We start from the raw sequence: 15,661 nt of genomic DNA, 5'->3' as shown, positions 1-15,661 counted from the left end.
TGAGAGCTGCTGTATGCTGCCGGGGTCGGGCATTATGTCGGCCACAGTTGCGAGCCTGGAAAAGGATATGAGCCGTTATCAACCACCGTTGACCCTGACCACCAGAATGTTGGCGTTGGTCGCCGGGATAAGCGAACAAATTGGTCACCTGGCGGCTGTGGATGCACGCCTGCAAACGCCTCAACTGCGTCGTAGCAATCGGATTCGTACGATTCAGGCTTCTTTAGCGATTGAGAACAACACCCTGAACATCGAGCAGGTGACGGCTGTTCTGGCGGGGCAGCATGTGCTTGGTCTGCCGCGAGAAATTCAGGAAGTGCGCAACGCTTTTGCGGCTTATGAAGCCATGCCTGAGTGGCAGCCGAGTCGCCGAGCCGACTTGCTTTATGCCCATGAGTTGCTGATGGATTGATTGACGACTGCGGGCAGTTTCGTCGAGCCGGTGTGGGCATTTACCGTGGCGATAAACTGGTTAATATGGCCCCGCCGCCGAGTCGCGTTGCGCAATTGATTGAAGATTTGTTGGCGTGGCTTGGCGATTCTGATTGGCATCCGCTGATCATCAGCTGCGTCTTCCATTACGAATTCGAGTTCATCCATCCCTTCGCTGACGGTAATGGACGCATGGGGCGTCTTTGGCAGACCTTGATACTCAGTCAATGGCGACCGGTGTTGGCTTATTTGCCGGTTGAAGCAGTGATTCGAGAGCAGCAGGACGCTTATTACGCGGCATTGTCGGCGGCCGATCAGTTGGCTGAGTCGACGCCTTTTGTCGAGTTCATGCTGCAAGCATTGAGTCTCGCGCTTGAGGAAGCGGCCCTTAGCGAATCAGTAACCGACCCAGTAACCGACCTGGTAAGCGACCCAGTAGTGAAATTGCTTTCAGCGCTCGATGTTAACGGGCCGCTTAAAATCAGCGACTTAATGACCGAGGTTGGTTTGGCTCACAAGGCGACCTTTCGGGCTAACTACCTCAGGCCCGCATTGGCTGCCGATTTGATTGAAATGACCAATCCCGAGTCGCCAAGCAGCCCAGCTCAAAAATATCGTCTGACCCAGCATGGCAAACGGATTGCGGCACGGCTCAAGTCGGCGTAGACGTTCTGGGCGCGAATAAAAAATGCCCACATCAATCGATGCGGGCATTTTTGTCAGTGCTTCAAAGCAGGCTCATTGATCGTCAAAGTAGCGTTCATGCCAATCCACCAGCGGCTGCGGTGAGTTGAGCTTCTGGCCGTAGATCACCGAGTACGACAGCACGTTTTGCACGTACTGGCGGGTTTCGTCGAACGGGATGCTTTCCACCCAGACGTCGAAGCTCAGGTGGTCCGCCCCGCGCAGCCACTGACGCACGCGCCCCGGGCCGGCGTTGTAGGCGGCGGAGGCGAGGACGCGGTTGCCGTTGAACTGGCTGTGGACCTGGCTCAGGTAAGCGGCACCGAGCTGGATGTTTTTGTCCGGATCGAACACTTGCTGCGGCGAGGCCAGTGGAATGCTGAACTTGCGCGCAGTTTCCTTGGCGGTGCCGGGCATCAGTTGCATGAGGCCGCTGGCGCCAACGCCGGAGCGGGCGTCGGCCATGAAGGCACTTTCCTGGCGGGTGATGGCGAACACCCAGCTCGAGTGCAGACCGCGAACCTTGGCCTCGCGCACCAGGGTTTCGCGGTGGGCCATCGGGAAGCGGATGTCCAGGTCGTCCCAGTACTTCGCCTGACTGATGGTGCGGATCGCCGGGAAATACCATTTCAGGTCGTAGGCCAGTTTCGCCTGGGCGACCATTTCGTCGCGGCTGAAGTGGCGGCTGACGTGGTACCACTCGCGCCGACCATCGACGATCTGTCCGCGAGCATGAAACTCAAGCGCCCGACGCACGCCTGGGGTATTGCGAACCTTGTTGATCAGCGCCTGGCTGAGCACCAGCGGTTTGTTGTTCAGCGAGTAGGGCAACTGCGAGCGATCCGCCGCGAGGAAACCGTAAAAATCACGCTCGCGGGCGAGGCCCTGATACAGCGTCTGCGCTTCCGGGTTCTGCGGCTGCGCCAGTTCCAGACTGCGGGCCTGCCAATAGCGCCAGCGGTTAGTGGTCGCCAAGTCCGGCGGCAGGCGGCGAGTCAACTGATAGGCATCGTCCCAGCGGGCCAGGCGCAGCAGCAGACGCATACGCCATTCGGAAACCGTGTTGTCACGCAGTTCCGGGTCGTACTTGGTCATCACGTCCAGCGCGCGGCCGTCGAAGCGTTTGGCGAGAGTCAGCCCGATTTCCCGGGCGATGGCCACTTTTTCGTCACGGGAGAAGTGCATGCTGCTGGCATAGCCGTCGAGCAGGGCCATGGCCTTGTCCGGATCTTGCTTGGCCAAGCGGCGCAGACCGAGGCTGACGATGTCAGACATCGGCTCATCGGCCGGGGTGAAGCGCGACGGCTGGTTGAGCAGTTCGGGTTTCTGCGCCACATCAATCAGCAAGCGACCGCGAGGGGCGAGGGTGCTCAGGCCGTTGACCAGGCTGTTGGCCAGCGGATAGTTGCGTGCCTGGGCGGCAAGTTTGGTGCGTTCCCAGCGTTTCTGTTCGGTCAGCTGGCCTTCGGCAGCCCATTGCCCGAACAGCGCATCGCACGCGGCGGGTTGGGATTTGCCGGTCAGCCAGAGTTTATTGGCGTTGGCGTAACCTTCGGCTTTCTGGTTATGCCCGATCTGATACTGCGCATTCAGGCAGTCCAGTTCGGTGAAATTGAGTTTGGGGTCGTAGTACTTGACGAAGGTCGCCCAGTCGCCGCGTTCGGCCAGCCAACGCAGCCAGCGCAACTTCATCCAGTTGGCCTGGGGCAGGTCACCGTGCTCGGCGAGGAATTTCTCGATTTCGGCATTGCTCGCGGTTTTAAGGCGAGCGGTCAGTTCGTCATACGCCAGGTACGGCTCCAGCGGGTAATCGCTGAGGGCCTGGCTGTAACGGAAATAAGGACCGGTATCCCCCTTGGCGAGGGCACGCTTGGCTTCGTCGTAATACTGGCGCTGGGTGGACAGGTCCACCGCCTGGGCGGTTTGAACGGCAGTGGCAGAAAGAAGAAAACAGGATAAAAGACTGAAAAGGCGACTGCGCATGAGACGTCCGGGCAGAGAAATCATGACAAGTGCGGGCATGGCCCGCACTGAATTGTCTGTAGCTTAGCCTTTTGCCAGCAGCGGGCGAAAGCTTTGCCGGCCTGTCAGCATCAGTTCGCAACATTTGTCATGCAGAGTGTCGCGAAGGTGAAATTGCCGGCCTTCTGAAGCCTCAAATCAGGTAGAATGCGCGCCCGGTTTTTGGAGAAGCTCATGACCCTGCTCAAATTCAGCGATGTGTCCCTTGCTTTCGGCGCTATGCCGTTGTTGGACAAGGTGTCCTGGCAGATCGCCCGTGGTGAGCGGGTGTGCATCATCGGCCGCAATGGCACTGGCAAGTCCAGCATGATGAAGCTCGTCAAGGGCGACCAGAAGCCTGATGAAGGCTCCGTTTGGCGCGCACCTGGCCTCAAGATTGGCGAATTGCCGCAAGAATTGCCGGTAGCCGACGAGCGGACCGTGTTCGACGTGGTGGCCGAAGGCCTGGACGGTGTCGGCGAGCTGCTCGCGCAGTATCACCACCTCAGCCAGAACATCGTCACCGACGCCGACCTGGACAAACTGATGCACGTCCAGCACGACCTCGAAGCCCGTGACGGCTGGCGTTTGCAGCAATTGGTCGACAGCACGTTGAGCCGTCTGCAGTTGCCGGCCTACAAGACTCTCGCCGAATTGTCCGGCGGCTGGCGTCGTCGCGTCCTTCTGGCTCAGGCTCTGGTTTCCGAACCCGATCTGCTGCTGCTCGACGAACCGACCAACCACCTGGACATCGGTGCAATTGCCTGGCTCGAAGAAGCGTTGAAGGATTTCCAGGGCGCCGTGCTGTTCATCACGCACGACCGTTCATTCCTGCAGAACCTCGCGACCCGCATTCTCGAACTGGATCGCGGTGGCCTGATCGACTGGAACGGCGACTACGCCAGCTTCCTCGTGCACAAAGAGGCCTCGCTGGCCGCTGAAGATACCGCCAACGCGCTGTTCGACAAAAAACTGGCCCAGGAAGAAGTCTGGATCCGCCAGGGCATCAAGGCTCGCCGCACCCGCAACGAAGGCCGCGTACGCGCCCTCAAAGCCCTGCGCAACGAGCGAAGCGAGCGTCGTGAGCGCACCGGCAAGGCCAACATTCAGCTGGATACGGCTGACAAGTCCGGCAAGCAGGTGATGGTCCTCGACAACGTGAGCTTTGCTCACCCGGGCGGCCCGTTCCTGATCAAGGATTTCTCGATGGTCCTGACGCGCGGCGACCGTATCGGTCTGCTGGGCGCCAACGGTACCGGCAAGACCACACTGCTGAAGCTGATGCTCAGCGGTCTGCAGCCAACCAGTGGCACAGTGGAAGAGGGGACGCGCATCGACGTGGCCTACTTCGACCAGTTGCGCCATCAGTTGGACCTGGAAAAGACCGTAATTGACAACGTTGCAGAAGGTCGCGACTTCATCGATATCGATGGTCAGAGCCGTCACGTGCTGAGCTACCTCGGCGACTTCCTGTTCAGCCCGCAGCGTGCCCGCACGCCGGTGAAGGCGCTGTCCGGTGGTGAGCGTGCCCGTCTGCTGCTGGCGAAACTGTTCAGCAAGCCGGCGAACCTGCTGGTCCTCGATGAACCGACCAACGACCTCGACGTCGAAACCCTCGAGTTGCTGGAAGAGGTCTTGCTGACCTTCAACGGCACCGTGCTGATGGTCAGCCACGACCGGGCATTCCTCGACAACGTGGTCACCAGCACCCTGGTCTTCGAAGGTGAAGGCAAGGTTCGCGAATATGTCGGTGGTTATCAGGACTGGCTGCGTCAGGGCGGCTCGCCGCGCCTGTTGGGCGTGACCGAGAGCAAGTCCGGCAAAGCCGACCTGACCTCCGCTGTCGTGACGGCCGAAGCTGCGCCAGTTGCTGCTGTAGTCGAAGCGCCGGTGGCGAAGAAGAAGCTCAGCTACAAGTTGCAGCGTGAGCTGGAAATGTTGCCGGGTCAGATCGAAGTCATGGAGCAGCAGATCGCTACCGTTGAGGCGCAAATGGCCGATGCCGGTTTCTATCAGCGTCCTGCTGCCGAGACCGCTGCAGTGATCGCTCAGTTGGAGCAGTTGCAGGCTGAGCACGATGTAATGGTCGAGCGCTGGGCCGAGCTGGATGCCTGATTGATCCTGCTATAAAAAAGCCCGGCGTTCAGTGATGAGCGCCGGGCTTTTCGTAGGCGCTGTGGTTTAGCTTTTGATCAGGCGCACGGCGAGCACATCACAAGGCGCACCATGCAGCACGTCATTGGCAGTCGAGCCCAGCAGCAATGCCAGGCCGTGTCGGCCATGGCTGCCCACCACGATCAGGTCGCAGGTTTGTTCCTTCGCCAGGTGGTGGATCTCCTGGCGTGGCTGGCCGTAGGTCAGGTGGCTGTATTCTTTGGAGAGTTCCGGATACTTCACGATCAGTCGGTCCAGGCGTTCCTTGGCCTGATCGAACTGCTGTTGTTGCAGTTGTGACAGGTCCATGGGGACGTCGCCACCAAAGGCCATGGCCATTGGCTCGACAATGTGCACCAGGGACAATTTCGCCCCGTTGCTCACCGACAGTTCGCGAGCGCGGTGGATTACAGGATCGCACTCTTCGGTTAGATCTACAGCGACCAGAATGTGGTTGTAGGGCATGAGGTGCTCCTCCTGAGGATTGCAATATTGGTAAGTATGGCTGGTTTCAAGCGCATTGTTTTCAAAGTGACTCAATGCGCTCATCAAGAATCGGGAGTACAGATATGACGGTCTGGATAGTGGTGTCAATCCTGTTGGTGGTACTGAGTCCGCTGGCATGGTTGCGGCCGTCGCGCCACCAGAGCGGCCGCATGGCCCTGCGCATGGAAGCGCGACGCATCGGATTGGCGATGCAACTGGCGCCTCAGGACTGGCCGCACTGGCTGAGCCACGAGCCGCCGAGCCCTTGCGCCCAGTACCATCGACCGCGGCGTGGCAATCGGCCGGCGTGCTGGAGTTACTGGCAAAAAGCGCCGGGTGTGTGGGTCAATCAGTGGCAGGAGGTCTGCGAGGAACCGGCGTTGCTGATTCATTTCGAAAAGTTGCCATACAACGTTTACAAGGTCGAAGCAGACAAGCAGATGATCACGTTGTACTGGGGTGAGAAGGGCGAGGCGACGGTGTTGCAGGACATTGACGCGGTGCTTAAGGCGCTGGCATAAATCGCGGAAATTTCGCGCCGCAATGGCGCGAAACGTCCGGCAGACAGGCAATAAAAAGCCCGACATCATCATCGGGCTGGAGTTGGCCAGGCAGGCCGGTAATTCGGTGTGGCGCTGATCTTACGCTGGGCATTCGCCAAAAGCGTTAATGTTTTTTTCCTCAAGGTCCCGCCAGCGTAGCTTGTTAAACAAAGGCTGCAGCGAATTAGGGCGACTTTTCTAACTATTGATCCTATGAATGGCCTCACATGCAGCCGCGTGTTGCAGGTCTTCGTGTTACGGAAATGACCGGAAAGTCGCATTTCAACCCGTATTTTGGGCGATTGACAATTGTCGGAAATTCCGTGAAGGTGACGTACCCAAATCAAACGGGCGTATGAATTGAGCGTTTGTATTACAGACCGCTCCTACAGAATCCCGACTATCGCGTTGGCGGGTGTGCCGGGTGGATGGGCGTAGCATTGACGTTAAACGTCCCTGCCGAGCCATTCGCCTGCGTCCGACGTGTACTGTTCAGCTTCCATATCGTGGAGATCAGTTGATGATTTACGAAGGTAAAGCCATCACGGTTAAGGCTCTTGAAAGTGGCATCGTCGAATTGAAATTCGACCTCAAGGGTGAGTCCGTCAACAAGTTCAACCGTCTAACCCTGAACGAACTGCGTCAGGCCGTAGACACCATCAAGGCAGATGCTTCGATCAAGGGTGTGATCGTCAGCAGTGGCAAGGACGTGTTCATCGTCGGCGCCGACATCACCGAATTTGTCGAGAACTTCAAGCTGCCTGATGCAGAGCTTGTTGCTGGCAACCTGGAAGCCAACAAGATTTTCAGCGATTTCGAAGACCTCAACGTCCCGACTGTCGCCGCGATCAACGGCATCGCCCTGGGTGGCGGTCTGGAAATGTGCCTGGCGGCGGACTACCGCGTCATGTCCACCAAGGCCAAGATCGGTCTGCCGGAAGTCAAGCTGGGCATCTACCCGGGCTTCGGCGGTACCGTGCGCCTGCCGCGCATCATCGGTGCTGACAACGCCATCGAATGGATTGCCGCTGGCAAGGAAAACCGTCCAGAAGACGCGCTGAAAGTCGGCGCAGTCGACGCAGTGGTTGCTCCTGAGAAACTGCAGGAAGCTGCTCTGGAGCTGATCAAGCGCGCCATCTCCGGCGAGTTCGACTACAAGGCCAAGCGTCAGCCGAAGCTCGAAAAGCTCAAGCTCAACGCCATCGAACAAATGATGTCGTTCGAAACCGCCAAGGGTTTCGTGGCCGGTCAAGCAGGCCCGAACTACCCGGCACCGGTTGAAGCGATCAAGACCATCCAGAAAGCTGCGAACTTCGGTCGCGACAAGGCGCTGGAAGTCGAAGCCAACGGTTTCGTCAAACTGGCCAAGACCTCTGCCGCGCAGAGCTTGATCGGTCTGTTCCTGAACGATCAGGAGCTGAAGAAAAAGGCCAAGGCCTACGACGAAATCGCCAAAGACGTGAAGCAGGCTGCCGTATTGGGCGCTGGCATCATGGGTGGCGGTATCGCTTATCAGTCGGCCTCCAAAGGTACGCCGATCCTGATGAAAGACATCAACGAGCACGGCATCGAGCAAGGTCTGGCTGAAGCTGCCAAATTGCTGGTGGGTCGCGTTGATAAAGGTCGCATGACCCCGGCGAAAATGGCCGAAGTGCTCAATGGCATTCGTCCGACCCTGTCCTACGGTGATTTCGGTCACGTCGACCTGGTCGTTGAAGCGGTCGTCGAGAACCCTAAGGTCAAGCAAGCCGTTCTGGCCGAAGTCGAAGACAAGGTCAAAGAGGACACCATTCTCGCGTCCAACACCTCGACCATTTCCATCACCTTGCTGGCTAAAGCCCTCAAGCGTCCGGAAAACTTCGTCGGCATGCACTTCTTCAACCCGGTGCACATGATGCCGCTGGTTGAAGTAATCCGTGGCGAGAAGTCCAGCGAGCTGGCAGTTGCCACCACCGTTGCCTACGCCAAGAAAATGGGCAAGAACCCGATCGTCGTTAACGACTGCCCGGGCTTCCTGGTCAACCGCGTGCTGTTCCCGTACTTCGGCGGTTTCGCCAAACTGGTCAGCGCCGGTGTGGACTTCGTCCGTATCGACAAGATCATGGAAAAATTCGGCTGGCCAATGGGTCCGGCGTACCTGATGGACGTGGTCGGCATCGACACCGGTCACCACGGTCGTGACGTAATGGCTGAAGGCTTCCCGGATCGCATGAAAGACGATCGTCGTTCGGCTATCGACGTGCTCTACGAAGCCAAGCGCCTGGGTCAGAAGAACGGCAAGGGCTTCTACGCCTACGAGACCGACAAGCGCGGCAAGCAGAAGAAAGTCGCCGATCCGTCGGTACTGGAAGTGCTCAAGCCGATCGTCTTCGAACAGCGTGAAGTCACTGACGAAGACATCATCAACTGGATGATGATCCCGCTGTGCCTGGAAACCGTGCGTTGCCTGGAAGACGGCATTGTCGAAACCGCTGCCGAAGCCGACATGGGTCTGGTCTACGGTATTGGTTTCCCTCCATTCCGTGGCGGTGCGCTGCGCTACATCGATTCGATCGGTGTTGCAGAGTTCGTTGCCCTGGCTGACCAGTACGCTGATTTGGGCGCGCTGTACCACCCGACCGCAAAACTGCGCGAAATGGCCAAAACCGGCCAGCGGTTCTTCGGTTAAGCGCCCCCAACTAGAGTGAGAGTGAATATATGAGCTTGAATCCTAGAGACGTCGTGATTGTCGACTTCGGTCGTACTCCGATGGGCCGCTCCAAGGGCGGCATGCACCGCAACACCCGCGCTGAAGACATGTCGGCGCACCTGATCAGCAAATTGCTGGAACGTAACGTCAAGGTCGACCCGAGCGAAGTTGAAGACGTGATCTGGGGCTGCGTAAACCAGACCCTGGAGCAGGGCTGGAACATTGCCCGCATGGCGTCCCTGATGACTCAGATCCCGCACACCGCTGCCGGCCAGACCGTCAGCCGTCTGTGTGGTTCGTCGATGAGCGCTCTGCACACTGCTGCGCAAGCGATCATGACCGGCAACGGTGACGTGTTCGTGGTTGGCGGCGTCGAGCATATGGGTCACGTCAGCATGATGCACGGTGTCGATCCGAACCCGCACATGTCCCTGTACGCGGCGAAAGCCTCGGGCATGATGGGTTTGACCGCTGAAATGCTGGGTAAAATGCACGGCATTACTCGCGAACAACAGGACGCTTTCGGCGTGCGCTCCCACCAGCTCGCTCACAAGGCGACTCTGGAAGGCAAGTTCAAAGACGAAATCATCCCGATGCAGGGCTATGACGAGAACGGTTTCCTGAAACTGTTCGACTACGACGAAACCATTCGTCCGGAAACTACCCTGGAAAGCCTGGCGGCTCTGAAGCCAGCGTTCAACCCTAAGGGCGGCACCGTGACAGCCGGTACTTCGTCGCAAATCACCGATGGTGCTTCGTGCATGATCGTGATGTCGGCGCAGCGTGCACAGGACCTGGGCATTCAGCCTATGGCGGTGATTCGTTCGATGGCAGTGGCAGGTGTGGACCCGGCAATCATGGGCTATGGTCCAGTACCGGCCACACAAAAAGCACTGAAGCGCGCGGGTCTTGGCATTAACGATATCGACTTCTTCGAGCTCAACGAAGCTTTCGCCGCACAGGCCCTGCCAGTGCTGAAAGATTTGAAAGTACTCGACAAGATGAACGAGAAGGTTAACCTGCACGGCGGCGCCATCGCCCTGGGTCACCCATTTGGTTGCTCCGGTGCGCGTATCTCCGGCACTCTGCTGAACGTGATGAAGCAAAATGGCGGCACCTTCGGGGTAGCTACCATGTGCATTGGTCTCGGCCAAGGCATCTCCACCGTCTTCGAACGCGTTTAAGCGTTTCGTTGAAGGAAGCCGGGGCCAAGTGCCCCGGTTTTTGTTTTTCTGAATTTATTTTTGTTTTTATTTTGAAAAGATTTGAGCGAGGGCCAAACCATGCCGATACAACCTGGGCTCTACCAACATTACAAAGGTCCGCAGTACCGCGTATTCAGTATTGCGCGGCATTCGGAAACCGAAGAAGAAGTGGTCTTCTACCAAGCCCTGTATGGCGATTACGGCTTTTGGGTGCGTCCCTTGAGCATGTTCCTGGAGTCGGTCGAGGTTGACGGCGAACAGGTGCCACGCTTTGCTTTGGTGCAAGCCGAACCAAGCCTTTTTTCCAAGCCATAAGCTGAGTGCGCGCAAAACCCTGCGCTTGACCTCACCTTGTAGCCACTATATATAGCGGTGCCGCGTCAGGCGCCAACCGCCTTTCACTTCTAGAATTCAGGAATTTTCTGATCCATGGGCAAATCGCTGGTCATTGTGGAATCCCCGGCTAAGGCCAAGACCATCAACAAGTATCTGGGTAACCAATACGTGGTGAAGTCGAGTATCGGCCATATCCGAGACCTGCCCACCAGCGGTTCGGCTAGCGCCAGCAAAGAGCCAGCCGCCAAGCGCGGCAAGGCCGCCGCGGGTGAAGGTCCGGTGCTCACGCCGAAAGAGAAAGCGCGCAAGCAGCTGGTCTCGCGCATGGGTGTCGATCCCGATCATGGCTGGAAAGCCAAGTACGAGATCCTCCCGGGCAAGGAAAAGGTCATCGAAGAGCTGCGCCGGCTCGCCAAAGATGCTGACACCATCTATCTCGCAACCGACTTGGATCGCGAGGGGGAAGCCATTGCCTGGCACCTGCGCGAAGCCATCGGTGGTGATGACAGCCGCTACAAGCGTGTGGTGTTCAACGAAATCACCAAGAAGGCGATTCAGGAAGCTTTCTCCAAGCCGGGCGAGCTGGACATTGATCGTGTAAACGCCCAGCAAGCGCGTCGTTTCCTCGACCGTGTTGTGGGTTACATGGTTTCGCCACTGCTGTGGGCCAAGGTCGCTCGTGGCCTGTCCGCCGGTCGTGTGCAATCGGTTGCCGTGAAGCTGGTCGTTGAGCGTGAACGTGAAATCCGTGCGTTCAACCCGGAAGAGTACTGGGAAGTTCACGCCGACCTCGGCACCGCCAAGGGCGCAACCGTGCGCTTTGACGTGGCTCGCGAGAAAGGCGAAGCCTTCAAGCCGCTCAACGAAGCTCAGGCCATGGCCGCGCTGGAGAAGCTCAAGGCTTCCAGTTACAGCATCGTCAAGCGCGAAGACAAGCCGACCAGCAGCAAGCCGTCGGCACCGTTCATCACGTCCACTCTGCAACAGGCCGCAAGTAACCGCCTGGGCTTCGGCGTGAAGAAAACCATGATGATGGCCCAGCGTCTGTACGAAGCCGGCTACATCACTTACATGCGTACCGACTCCACCAACCTCTCGGTCGATGCCGTGACGATGGCGCGTACTTATATTGAAGGTGAGTTCGGCAAGAAATACCTGCCGGAAAACCCGAACGTCTACAGCAGCAAGGAAGGCGCACAAGAGGCTCACGAAGCGATTCGTCCCTCCGATGCCAATACCGAGCCAAGCAAGCTGTCGGGCATGGAGCGTGATGCTGAGCGGCTCTACGAGCTGATCTGGCGCCAGTTCCTCGCTTGCCAGATGCTGCCGGCCCAATACCTGTCGACCACTGTCACCGTCGGTGCCGGTGACTTCGAGTTGCGCGCCAAAGGCCGCATCTTGAAGTTCGACGGTTACACCCGCGTCATGCCGCAAATCGCCAAGCCTGGTGATGACGACGTGCTGCCGGACATGGCTCAGGGCGACGCGATGAAGCTGATCAAGCTTGATCCGACCCAGCACTTCACCAAGCCGCCGGCGCGTTACTCGGAAGCGAGCCTGGTTAAGGAAATGGAAAAACGCGGTATCGGTCGTCCTTCGACCTACGCGGCGATCATTTCGACCATCCAGGATCGTGGCTACGTAGCGCTGCACAACCGTCGTTTCTACTCGGAAAAGATGGGCGACATCGTTACCGAACGTCTGGCCGAGAGCTTCTCCAATCTCATGGACTACGGCTTCACCGCCGGCATGGAAGAGAACCTCGATGACGTGGCCCAGGGCGAACGCGACTGGAAAAACGTTCTCGACGAGTTCTACGGCGACTTCAAGAAAAAACTCGAAGTAGCCGAAAGCGCCGAAGGCGGCATGCGTGCCAACCAGCCAGTGATGACCGACATTCCATGCGTGGTGTGTGGTCGTCCGATGCAAATTCGCACCGCCTCGACTGGCGTGTTCCTCGGCTGCTCGGGCTACAGCCTGCCGCCGAAAGAACGCTGCAAGGCCACCGTCAACCTGGTGCCGGGCGATGAAATCGCCGCGGACGACGAGGGTGAATCGGAATCGCTGGTCTTGCGTGGCAAGCACCGTTGCCCGATCTGCAGCACGGCGATGGACGCATACCTGCTGGATGAGAAGCGCAAGCTGCACATCTGCGGTAACAACCCGGATTGCGACGGTTACGAAATCGAAGAAGGCAGTTATCGCATCAAGGGCTACGAAGGTCCAAGCCTGGAATGCGACAAGTGCGGCAGCGAGATGCAGCTCAAGACTGGCCGTTTCGGCAAGTTCTTCGGCTGCACCAATGCGACGTGCAAGAACACCCGCAAACTGTTGAAAAGCGGTGATGCAGCACCGCCGAAGATGGATCCGGTGAAGATGCCTGAGCTGAAATGCGAAAAGGTCAACGACACCTACATCCTGCGCGACGGTGCTTCCGGCTTGTTCCTGGCGGCCAGTCAATTCCCGAAAAACCGCGAGACGCGTGCTCCGCTGGTCATGGAAATTGTGCCGCACAAGGATGAGATCGATCCGAAGTACCACTTCCTCTGCGAAGCACCGAAGAAAGATCCGGACGGCCTGCCTGCTGTGATCCGTTACAGCCGTAAAACCAAAGAGCAGTACGTACAGACTGAAGTCGACGGTAAGCCGACTGGCTGGAAGGCGTACTACGACGGCGGCAAGTGGACGGTTGAAGACAAGCGCCCGGCGAAGACCGCTAAGGCTTAACAGGTGCTGTACTGAAAAGGCCGCATGACAACCTTCTGGTTTTCATGCGGCCTTTTTGTTTTGTGCTTGCGGTGAACTCGGGTGATCCCCGACACTGTCTGACCTGCGTGAAGCAATTATTTCGTTGTGGAGGCTGCCGTCATGGCCCACGAACTCTATACCCGTACCAACCAGAAGATTTACTTCGCCGGCCTGTCGCTGGAAGCACTCGCCAGAGCCGAAGAGGGGCGGGCGATGAACTCCCTGGCGCTGATCCAGGCCGGACGCGAGTCGGCACTGTTTCACCTGTACGGTGCGTTGCTGGGGCTATGCCATGAAATCGCCGGTTTCTATCGCTTGCCTCAGGCCAATGCGCCTCGGGCCGAGTTATTGCTGACGCGCGAAGTGCTTGAAGCCATCGCGATTCCGGAAATGGCCGAGATGGTCGAGTTGGCGCAAAATCCTGAAACTTGGCTGGCCAAACTGCTTGCGGCCCATGCTGCACTGTTTCAGCCGCCACGGGCGCCGCACAAGCCTAAGGGGGACGTGACGCAGCCGCTGATCCTGGCCGTTAACCTGGATGAAGAAGAGGCTCCACAAGAGCTGAGCCGGGAAGAGCTGGAAAGCTGGCGTCAGAACCTCAAAGGGCTGGCGATTCGGTTTCGCGAAGGTCTGAACGAGTGCTGAGCACATAATCGCATCGGACACTGCGTTACGTTGGTCTCTTCAGGGATGAAGCATGTCTTCCATTTTGCACAACAAAAAACTGCGTCAGTTATTTGAACAGTCGGACGCCCGTGTCGAAGCGGCGACCAGTACCGCAGATCTGCTCGAGGTGATAAAGCAGCTCAGGGCTTTTGGTGCGCCGCTGGCGTTCGATAATGCCACACCCAGACTGTTTCGTAATATCGGTTTGGGATTGATCGCCGCCACCCTTCTTTTCATACCTTTTGTCGTACTGGGCATTGCTTTTCTATTGGGTGGCTGGCTTGTGATGGATCACAGGTCCGGGGTGATCGACGCACTTTCCAAAAAAATCACCCATAAATCTTCATTGCTCACCCATGGGTTAAGGGAGTCGTTCAACCCGGATGTACAAGTGCTGGAGAGGTTGGGCGAGGAGTTCAAAGACTTTCATCGAGGCTCTTACAGTCGACAGATCTTGAAATCGGTTCAAGGTACCTACCTTGGCGCGGTTCATGAGTTGCCCTTCACTTACCAGCACTTGCAGTATGTTGATCGCGAAAGTTACAAGACCACCGTGCCAGACGGGGCGGGCGGTACCAAGGTTGAAACCAAAACGATAGACCGCGAGTTTGCCCGGCATAGCTTGGTGCTGGAGTTTCCGTGGGTCGAGAATGTCGTCGTGCGCGGTGACAGGCATTGGGAAGTTGCTCTTGAGGAGACTCTGGATACAGCTTCCAGCGAATTCAATAGCGCGTTCCACCTGACAGGCAGTACCCAGATGGCCTGTGCCGTTTTTGCCAAGCCCGCGACGGTGCTGCACCTACTGCAGCTCCATCAGCAATTGAGCGACGTCAATCTGGAGTTCTCGGAACATGGGCGGCTGTGCCTGAGTTTCAGCGATCCTGGATTGCTTGCGCCAAGCGCAACCGAGGGGCTTCAAAATCTGCAGGCCTTTGAGCAGCTCGTCGAGACGGGTATTCGCTTGCCTCGTCTGGACCTCTTGCTGTCGTGGGTCCATCGACTGGCCGAATTGCATGACGATAACTTCGCGCTTTCCCCGAAACCTTTAAAAAGCATGGAGTATTAGACGATGGGGTTGTTATTGATTATCGCGGTGGTAGTCGGGATTACCTTCTGGACCTGTTACAACCGAATCATTGGGCGACATAATCGCGCTCAGCGCGCCTGGGCCGATGTCCTTGTTTATGAGCGCCAGAAAACCAGGGTGCTCGATTTGCTTGAGCAGCAGGTTGCAGGTTTCAAGGAGTACGAAGGTGCGCTGCAGGAAAAGATCACGGGCCTGCGCTCGGCCATCGGCAAGCTGCCACAAGAGGCGAACGGGGACGCTCTACAGCCGGTGCAAAAGGGAACACGGGAATTGCTGGCGGGATTGACCGTGGCATTTGAAGCTTATCCAGAGCTCAAGGCCAATGAGTTGGTTAACAACTTCATGCGGGAAATCACTGAACAGCAAGAAAACATCGGTGCGGCCATTACCATCTTCAATGGCGCGGTAGAGGTGTTCAACAACTCGATCCAGATGTTTCCTAACTCCTTTGTTAATGGCTGTCTCAACAAAAAATCGGTAATCATTCCATTTTCCGACTCCCAGGCTTCCGCAGCATTTGAGTACAAGCCGAATTTTTAAAGGTGTAGGACGCAGGCTCGGTCGGTCTGGAATGTTCGCAAAAAGGTTTTTTGTAACGGCTGGTTGATTACCGTTCCTCAAGATCCCGAGC

At 57.6% G+C, this 15,661-nt stretch carries 11 protein-coding genes and 1 pseudogene; 10 read left to right on the top strand and 2 right to left on the bottom strand.

What is annotated here, in order from left to right:
• The first annotated feature begins 67 nt into the window (after positions 1-67).
• A pseudogene (locus ACA056_RS19410) lies at positions 68-1,098 on the top strand (Fic family protein).
• Positions 1,099-1,170: 72 nt separating this feature from the next.
• Here the strand turns inward: ACA056_RS19410 and ACA056_RS19405 are convergent.
• On the bottom strand, positions 1,171-3,099 hold the full coding sequence (locus tag ACA056_RS19405; protein WP_497267003.1) for a transglycosylase SLT domain-containing protein: 1,929 nt from the start codon (positions 3,097-3,099) through the stop codon (positions 1,171-1,173).
• A gap of 213 nt (positions 3,100-3,312) precedes the next feature.
• Here ACA056_RS19405 and ACA056_RS19400 point away from each other — a divergent pair, with 213 nt between their 5' ends.
• A complete protein-coding gene (locus ACA056_RS19400; RefSeq protein ID WP_497267001.1) occupies positions 3,313-5,232 on the top strand; it encodes an ATP-binding cassette domain-containing protein in 1,920 nt (639 codons plus the stop codon).
• A gap of 66 nt (positions 5,233-5,298) precedes the next feature.
• Here the strand turns inward: ACA056_RS19400 and ACA056_RS19395 are convergent, their stop codons facing one another.
• Positions 5,299-5,736: a universal stress protein gene (locus ACA056_RS19395; protein WP_008151425.1), complete on the bottom strand. Its 438-nt coding sequence runs from the start codon at positions 5,734-5,736 to the stop codon at positions 5,299-5,301.
• Between the two features lie 104 nt (positions 5,737-5,840).
• Between ACA056_RS19395 and ACA056_RS19390 the strand changes: the two genes are divergently transcribed.
• The 8 genes from ACA056_RS19390 to ACA056_RS19355 all read left to right on the top strand — a co-directional run bounded on the left by ACA056_RS19390 (position 5,841) and on the right by ACA056_RS19355 (position 15,570).
• Positions 5,841-6,278: a hypothetical protein gene (locus tag ACA056_RS19390; protein WP_497266999.1), complete on the top strand. Its 438-nt coding sequence runs from the start codon at positions 5,841-5,843 to the stop codon at positions 6,276-6,278.
• Positions 6,279-6,819: 541 nt separating this feature from the next.
• A complete protein-coding gene (gene fadB, locus ACA056_RS19385) occupies positions 6,820-8,967 on the top strand; it encodes a fatty acid oxidation complex subunit alpha FadB (protein WP_347804304.1) in 2,148 nt (715 codons plus the stop codon).
• Positions 8,968-8,996: 29 nt separating this feature from the next.
• Positions 8,997-10,172 (top strand): acetyl-CoA C-acyltransferase FadA, encoded by a 1,176-nt coding sequence (gene fadA / locus ACA056_RS19380; protein ID WP_008007076.1) that lies wholly within the window; start codon positions 8,997-8,999, stop codon positions 10,170-10,172.
• 99 nt (positions 10,173-10,271) lie between these two features.
• Positions 10,272-10,508: a DUF1653 domain-containing protein gene (locus tag ACA056_RS19375; protein WP_046047845.1), complete on the top strand. Its 237-nt coding sequence runs from the start codon at positions 10,272-10,274 to the stop codon at positions 10,506-10,508.
• Between the two features lie 114 nt (positions 10,509-10,622).
• The gene (topA, locus tag ACA056_RS19370; RefSeq protein ID WP_497266996.1) at positions 10,623-13,256 is read left to right on the top strand and encodes a type I DNA topoisomerase; all 2,634 of its coding nucleotides are present in this window, start codon (positions 10,623-10,625) and stop codon (positions 13,254-13,256) included.
• Positions 13,257-13,397: 141 nt separating this feature from the next.
• Positions 13,398-13,922, top strand: coding sequence for a DUF6586 family protein (locus ACA056_RS19365; RefSeq protein ID WP_497266994.1), 525 nt, complete (start codon positions 13,398-13,400; stop codon positions 13,920-13,922).
• A 52-nt stretch (positions 13,923-13,974) separates the two neighbouring features.
• A complete protein-coding gene (locus ACA056_RS19360) occupies positions 13,975-15,009 on the top strand; it encodes a hypothetical protein (RefSeq protein ID WP_497266992.1) in 1,035 nt (344 codons plus the stop codon).
• A 3-nt stretch (positions 15,010-15,012) separates the two neighbouring features.
• Positions 15,013-15,570 (top strand): LemA family protein, encoded by a 558-nt coding sequence (locus ACA056_RS19355; RefSeq protein ID WP_497266990.1) that lies wholly within the window; start codon positions 15,013-15,015, stop codon positions 15,568-15,570.
• Positions 15,571-15,661: the final 91 nt, after the last annotated feature.

The sequence above is a fragment of the Pseudomonas sp. LBUM1666 genome (assembly GCF_059695775.1).
Note: the sequence above shows the minus strand (reverse complement) of the source record. Positions and strands in the feature narration are given on the sequence as shown.

Bases quoted from the DNA above. Each gene is read 5' to 3' on its own strand.
- ACA056_RS19390 (WP_497266999.1), top strand. From the start codon at position 5,841: ATGACGGTCTGGATAGTGGTGTCAATCCTGTTGGTGGTACTGAGTCCG.
- ACA056_RS19355 (WP_497266990.1), top strand. From the start codon at position 15,013: ATGGGGTTGTTATTGATTATCGCGGTGGTAGTCGGGATTACCTTCTGG.
- ACA056_RS19360 (WP_497266992.1), top strand. From the start codon at position 13,975: ATGTCTTCCATTTTGCACAACAAAAAACTGCGTCAGTTATTTGAACAG.
- ACA056_RS19405 (WP_497267003.1), bottom strand. From the start codon at position 3,099: ATGCGCAGTCGCCTTTTCAGTCTTTTATCCTGTTTTCTTCTTTCTGCC.
- ACA056_RS19400 (WP_497267001.1), top strand. From the start codon at position 3,313: ATGACCCTGCTCAAATTCAGCGATGTGTCCCTTGCTTTCGGCGCTATG.
- fadA (WP_008007076.1), top strand. From the start codon at position 8,997: ATGAGCTTGAATCCTAGAGACGTCGTGATTGTCGACTTCGGTCGTACT.
- ACA056_RS19365 (WP_497266994.1), top strand. From the start codon at position 13,398: ATGGCCCACGAACTCTATACCCGTACCAACCAGAAGATTTACTTCGCC.
- topA (WP_497266996.1), top strand. From the start codon at position 10,623: ATGGGCAAATCGCTGGTCATTGTGGAATCCCCGGCTAAGGCCAAGACC.
- ACA056_RS19375 (WP_046047845.1), top strand. From the start codon at position 10,272: ATGCCGATACAACCTGGGCTCTACCAACATTACAAAGGTCCGCAGTAC.
- ACA056_RS19395 (WP_008151425.1), bottom strand. From the start codon at position 5,736: ATGCCCTACAACCACATTCTGGTCGCTGTAGATCTAACCGAAGAGTGC.
- fadB (WP_347804304.1), top strand. From the start codon at position 6,820: ATGATTTACGAAGGTAAAGCCATCACGGTTAAGGCTCTTGAAAGTGGC.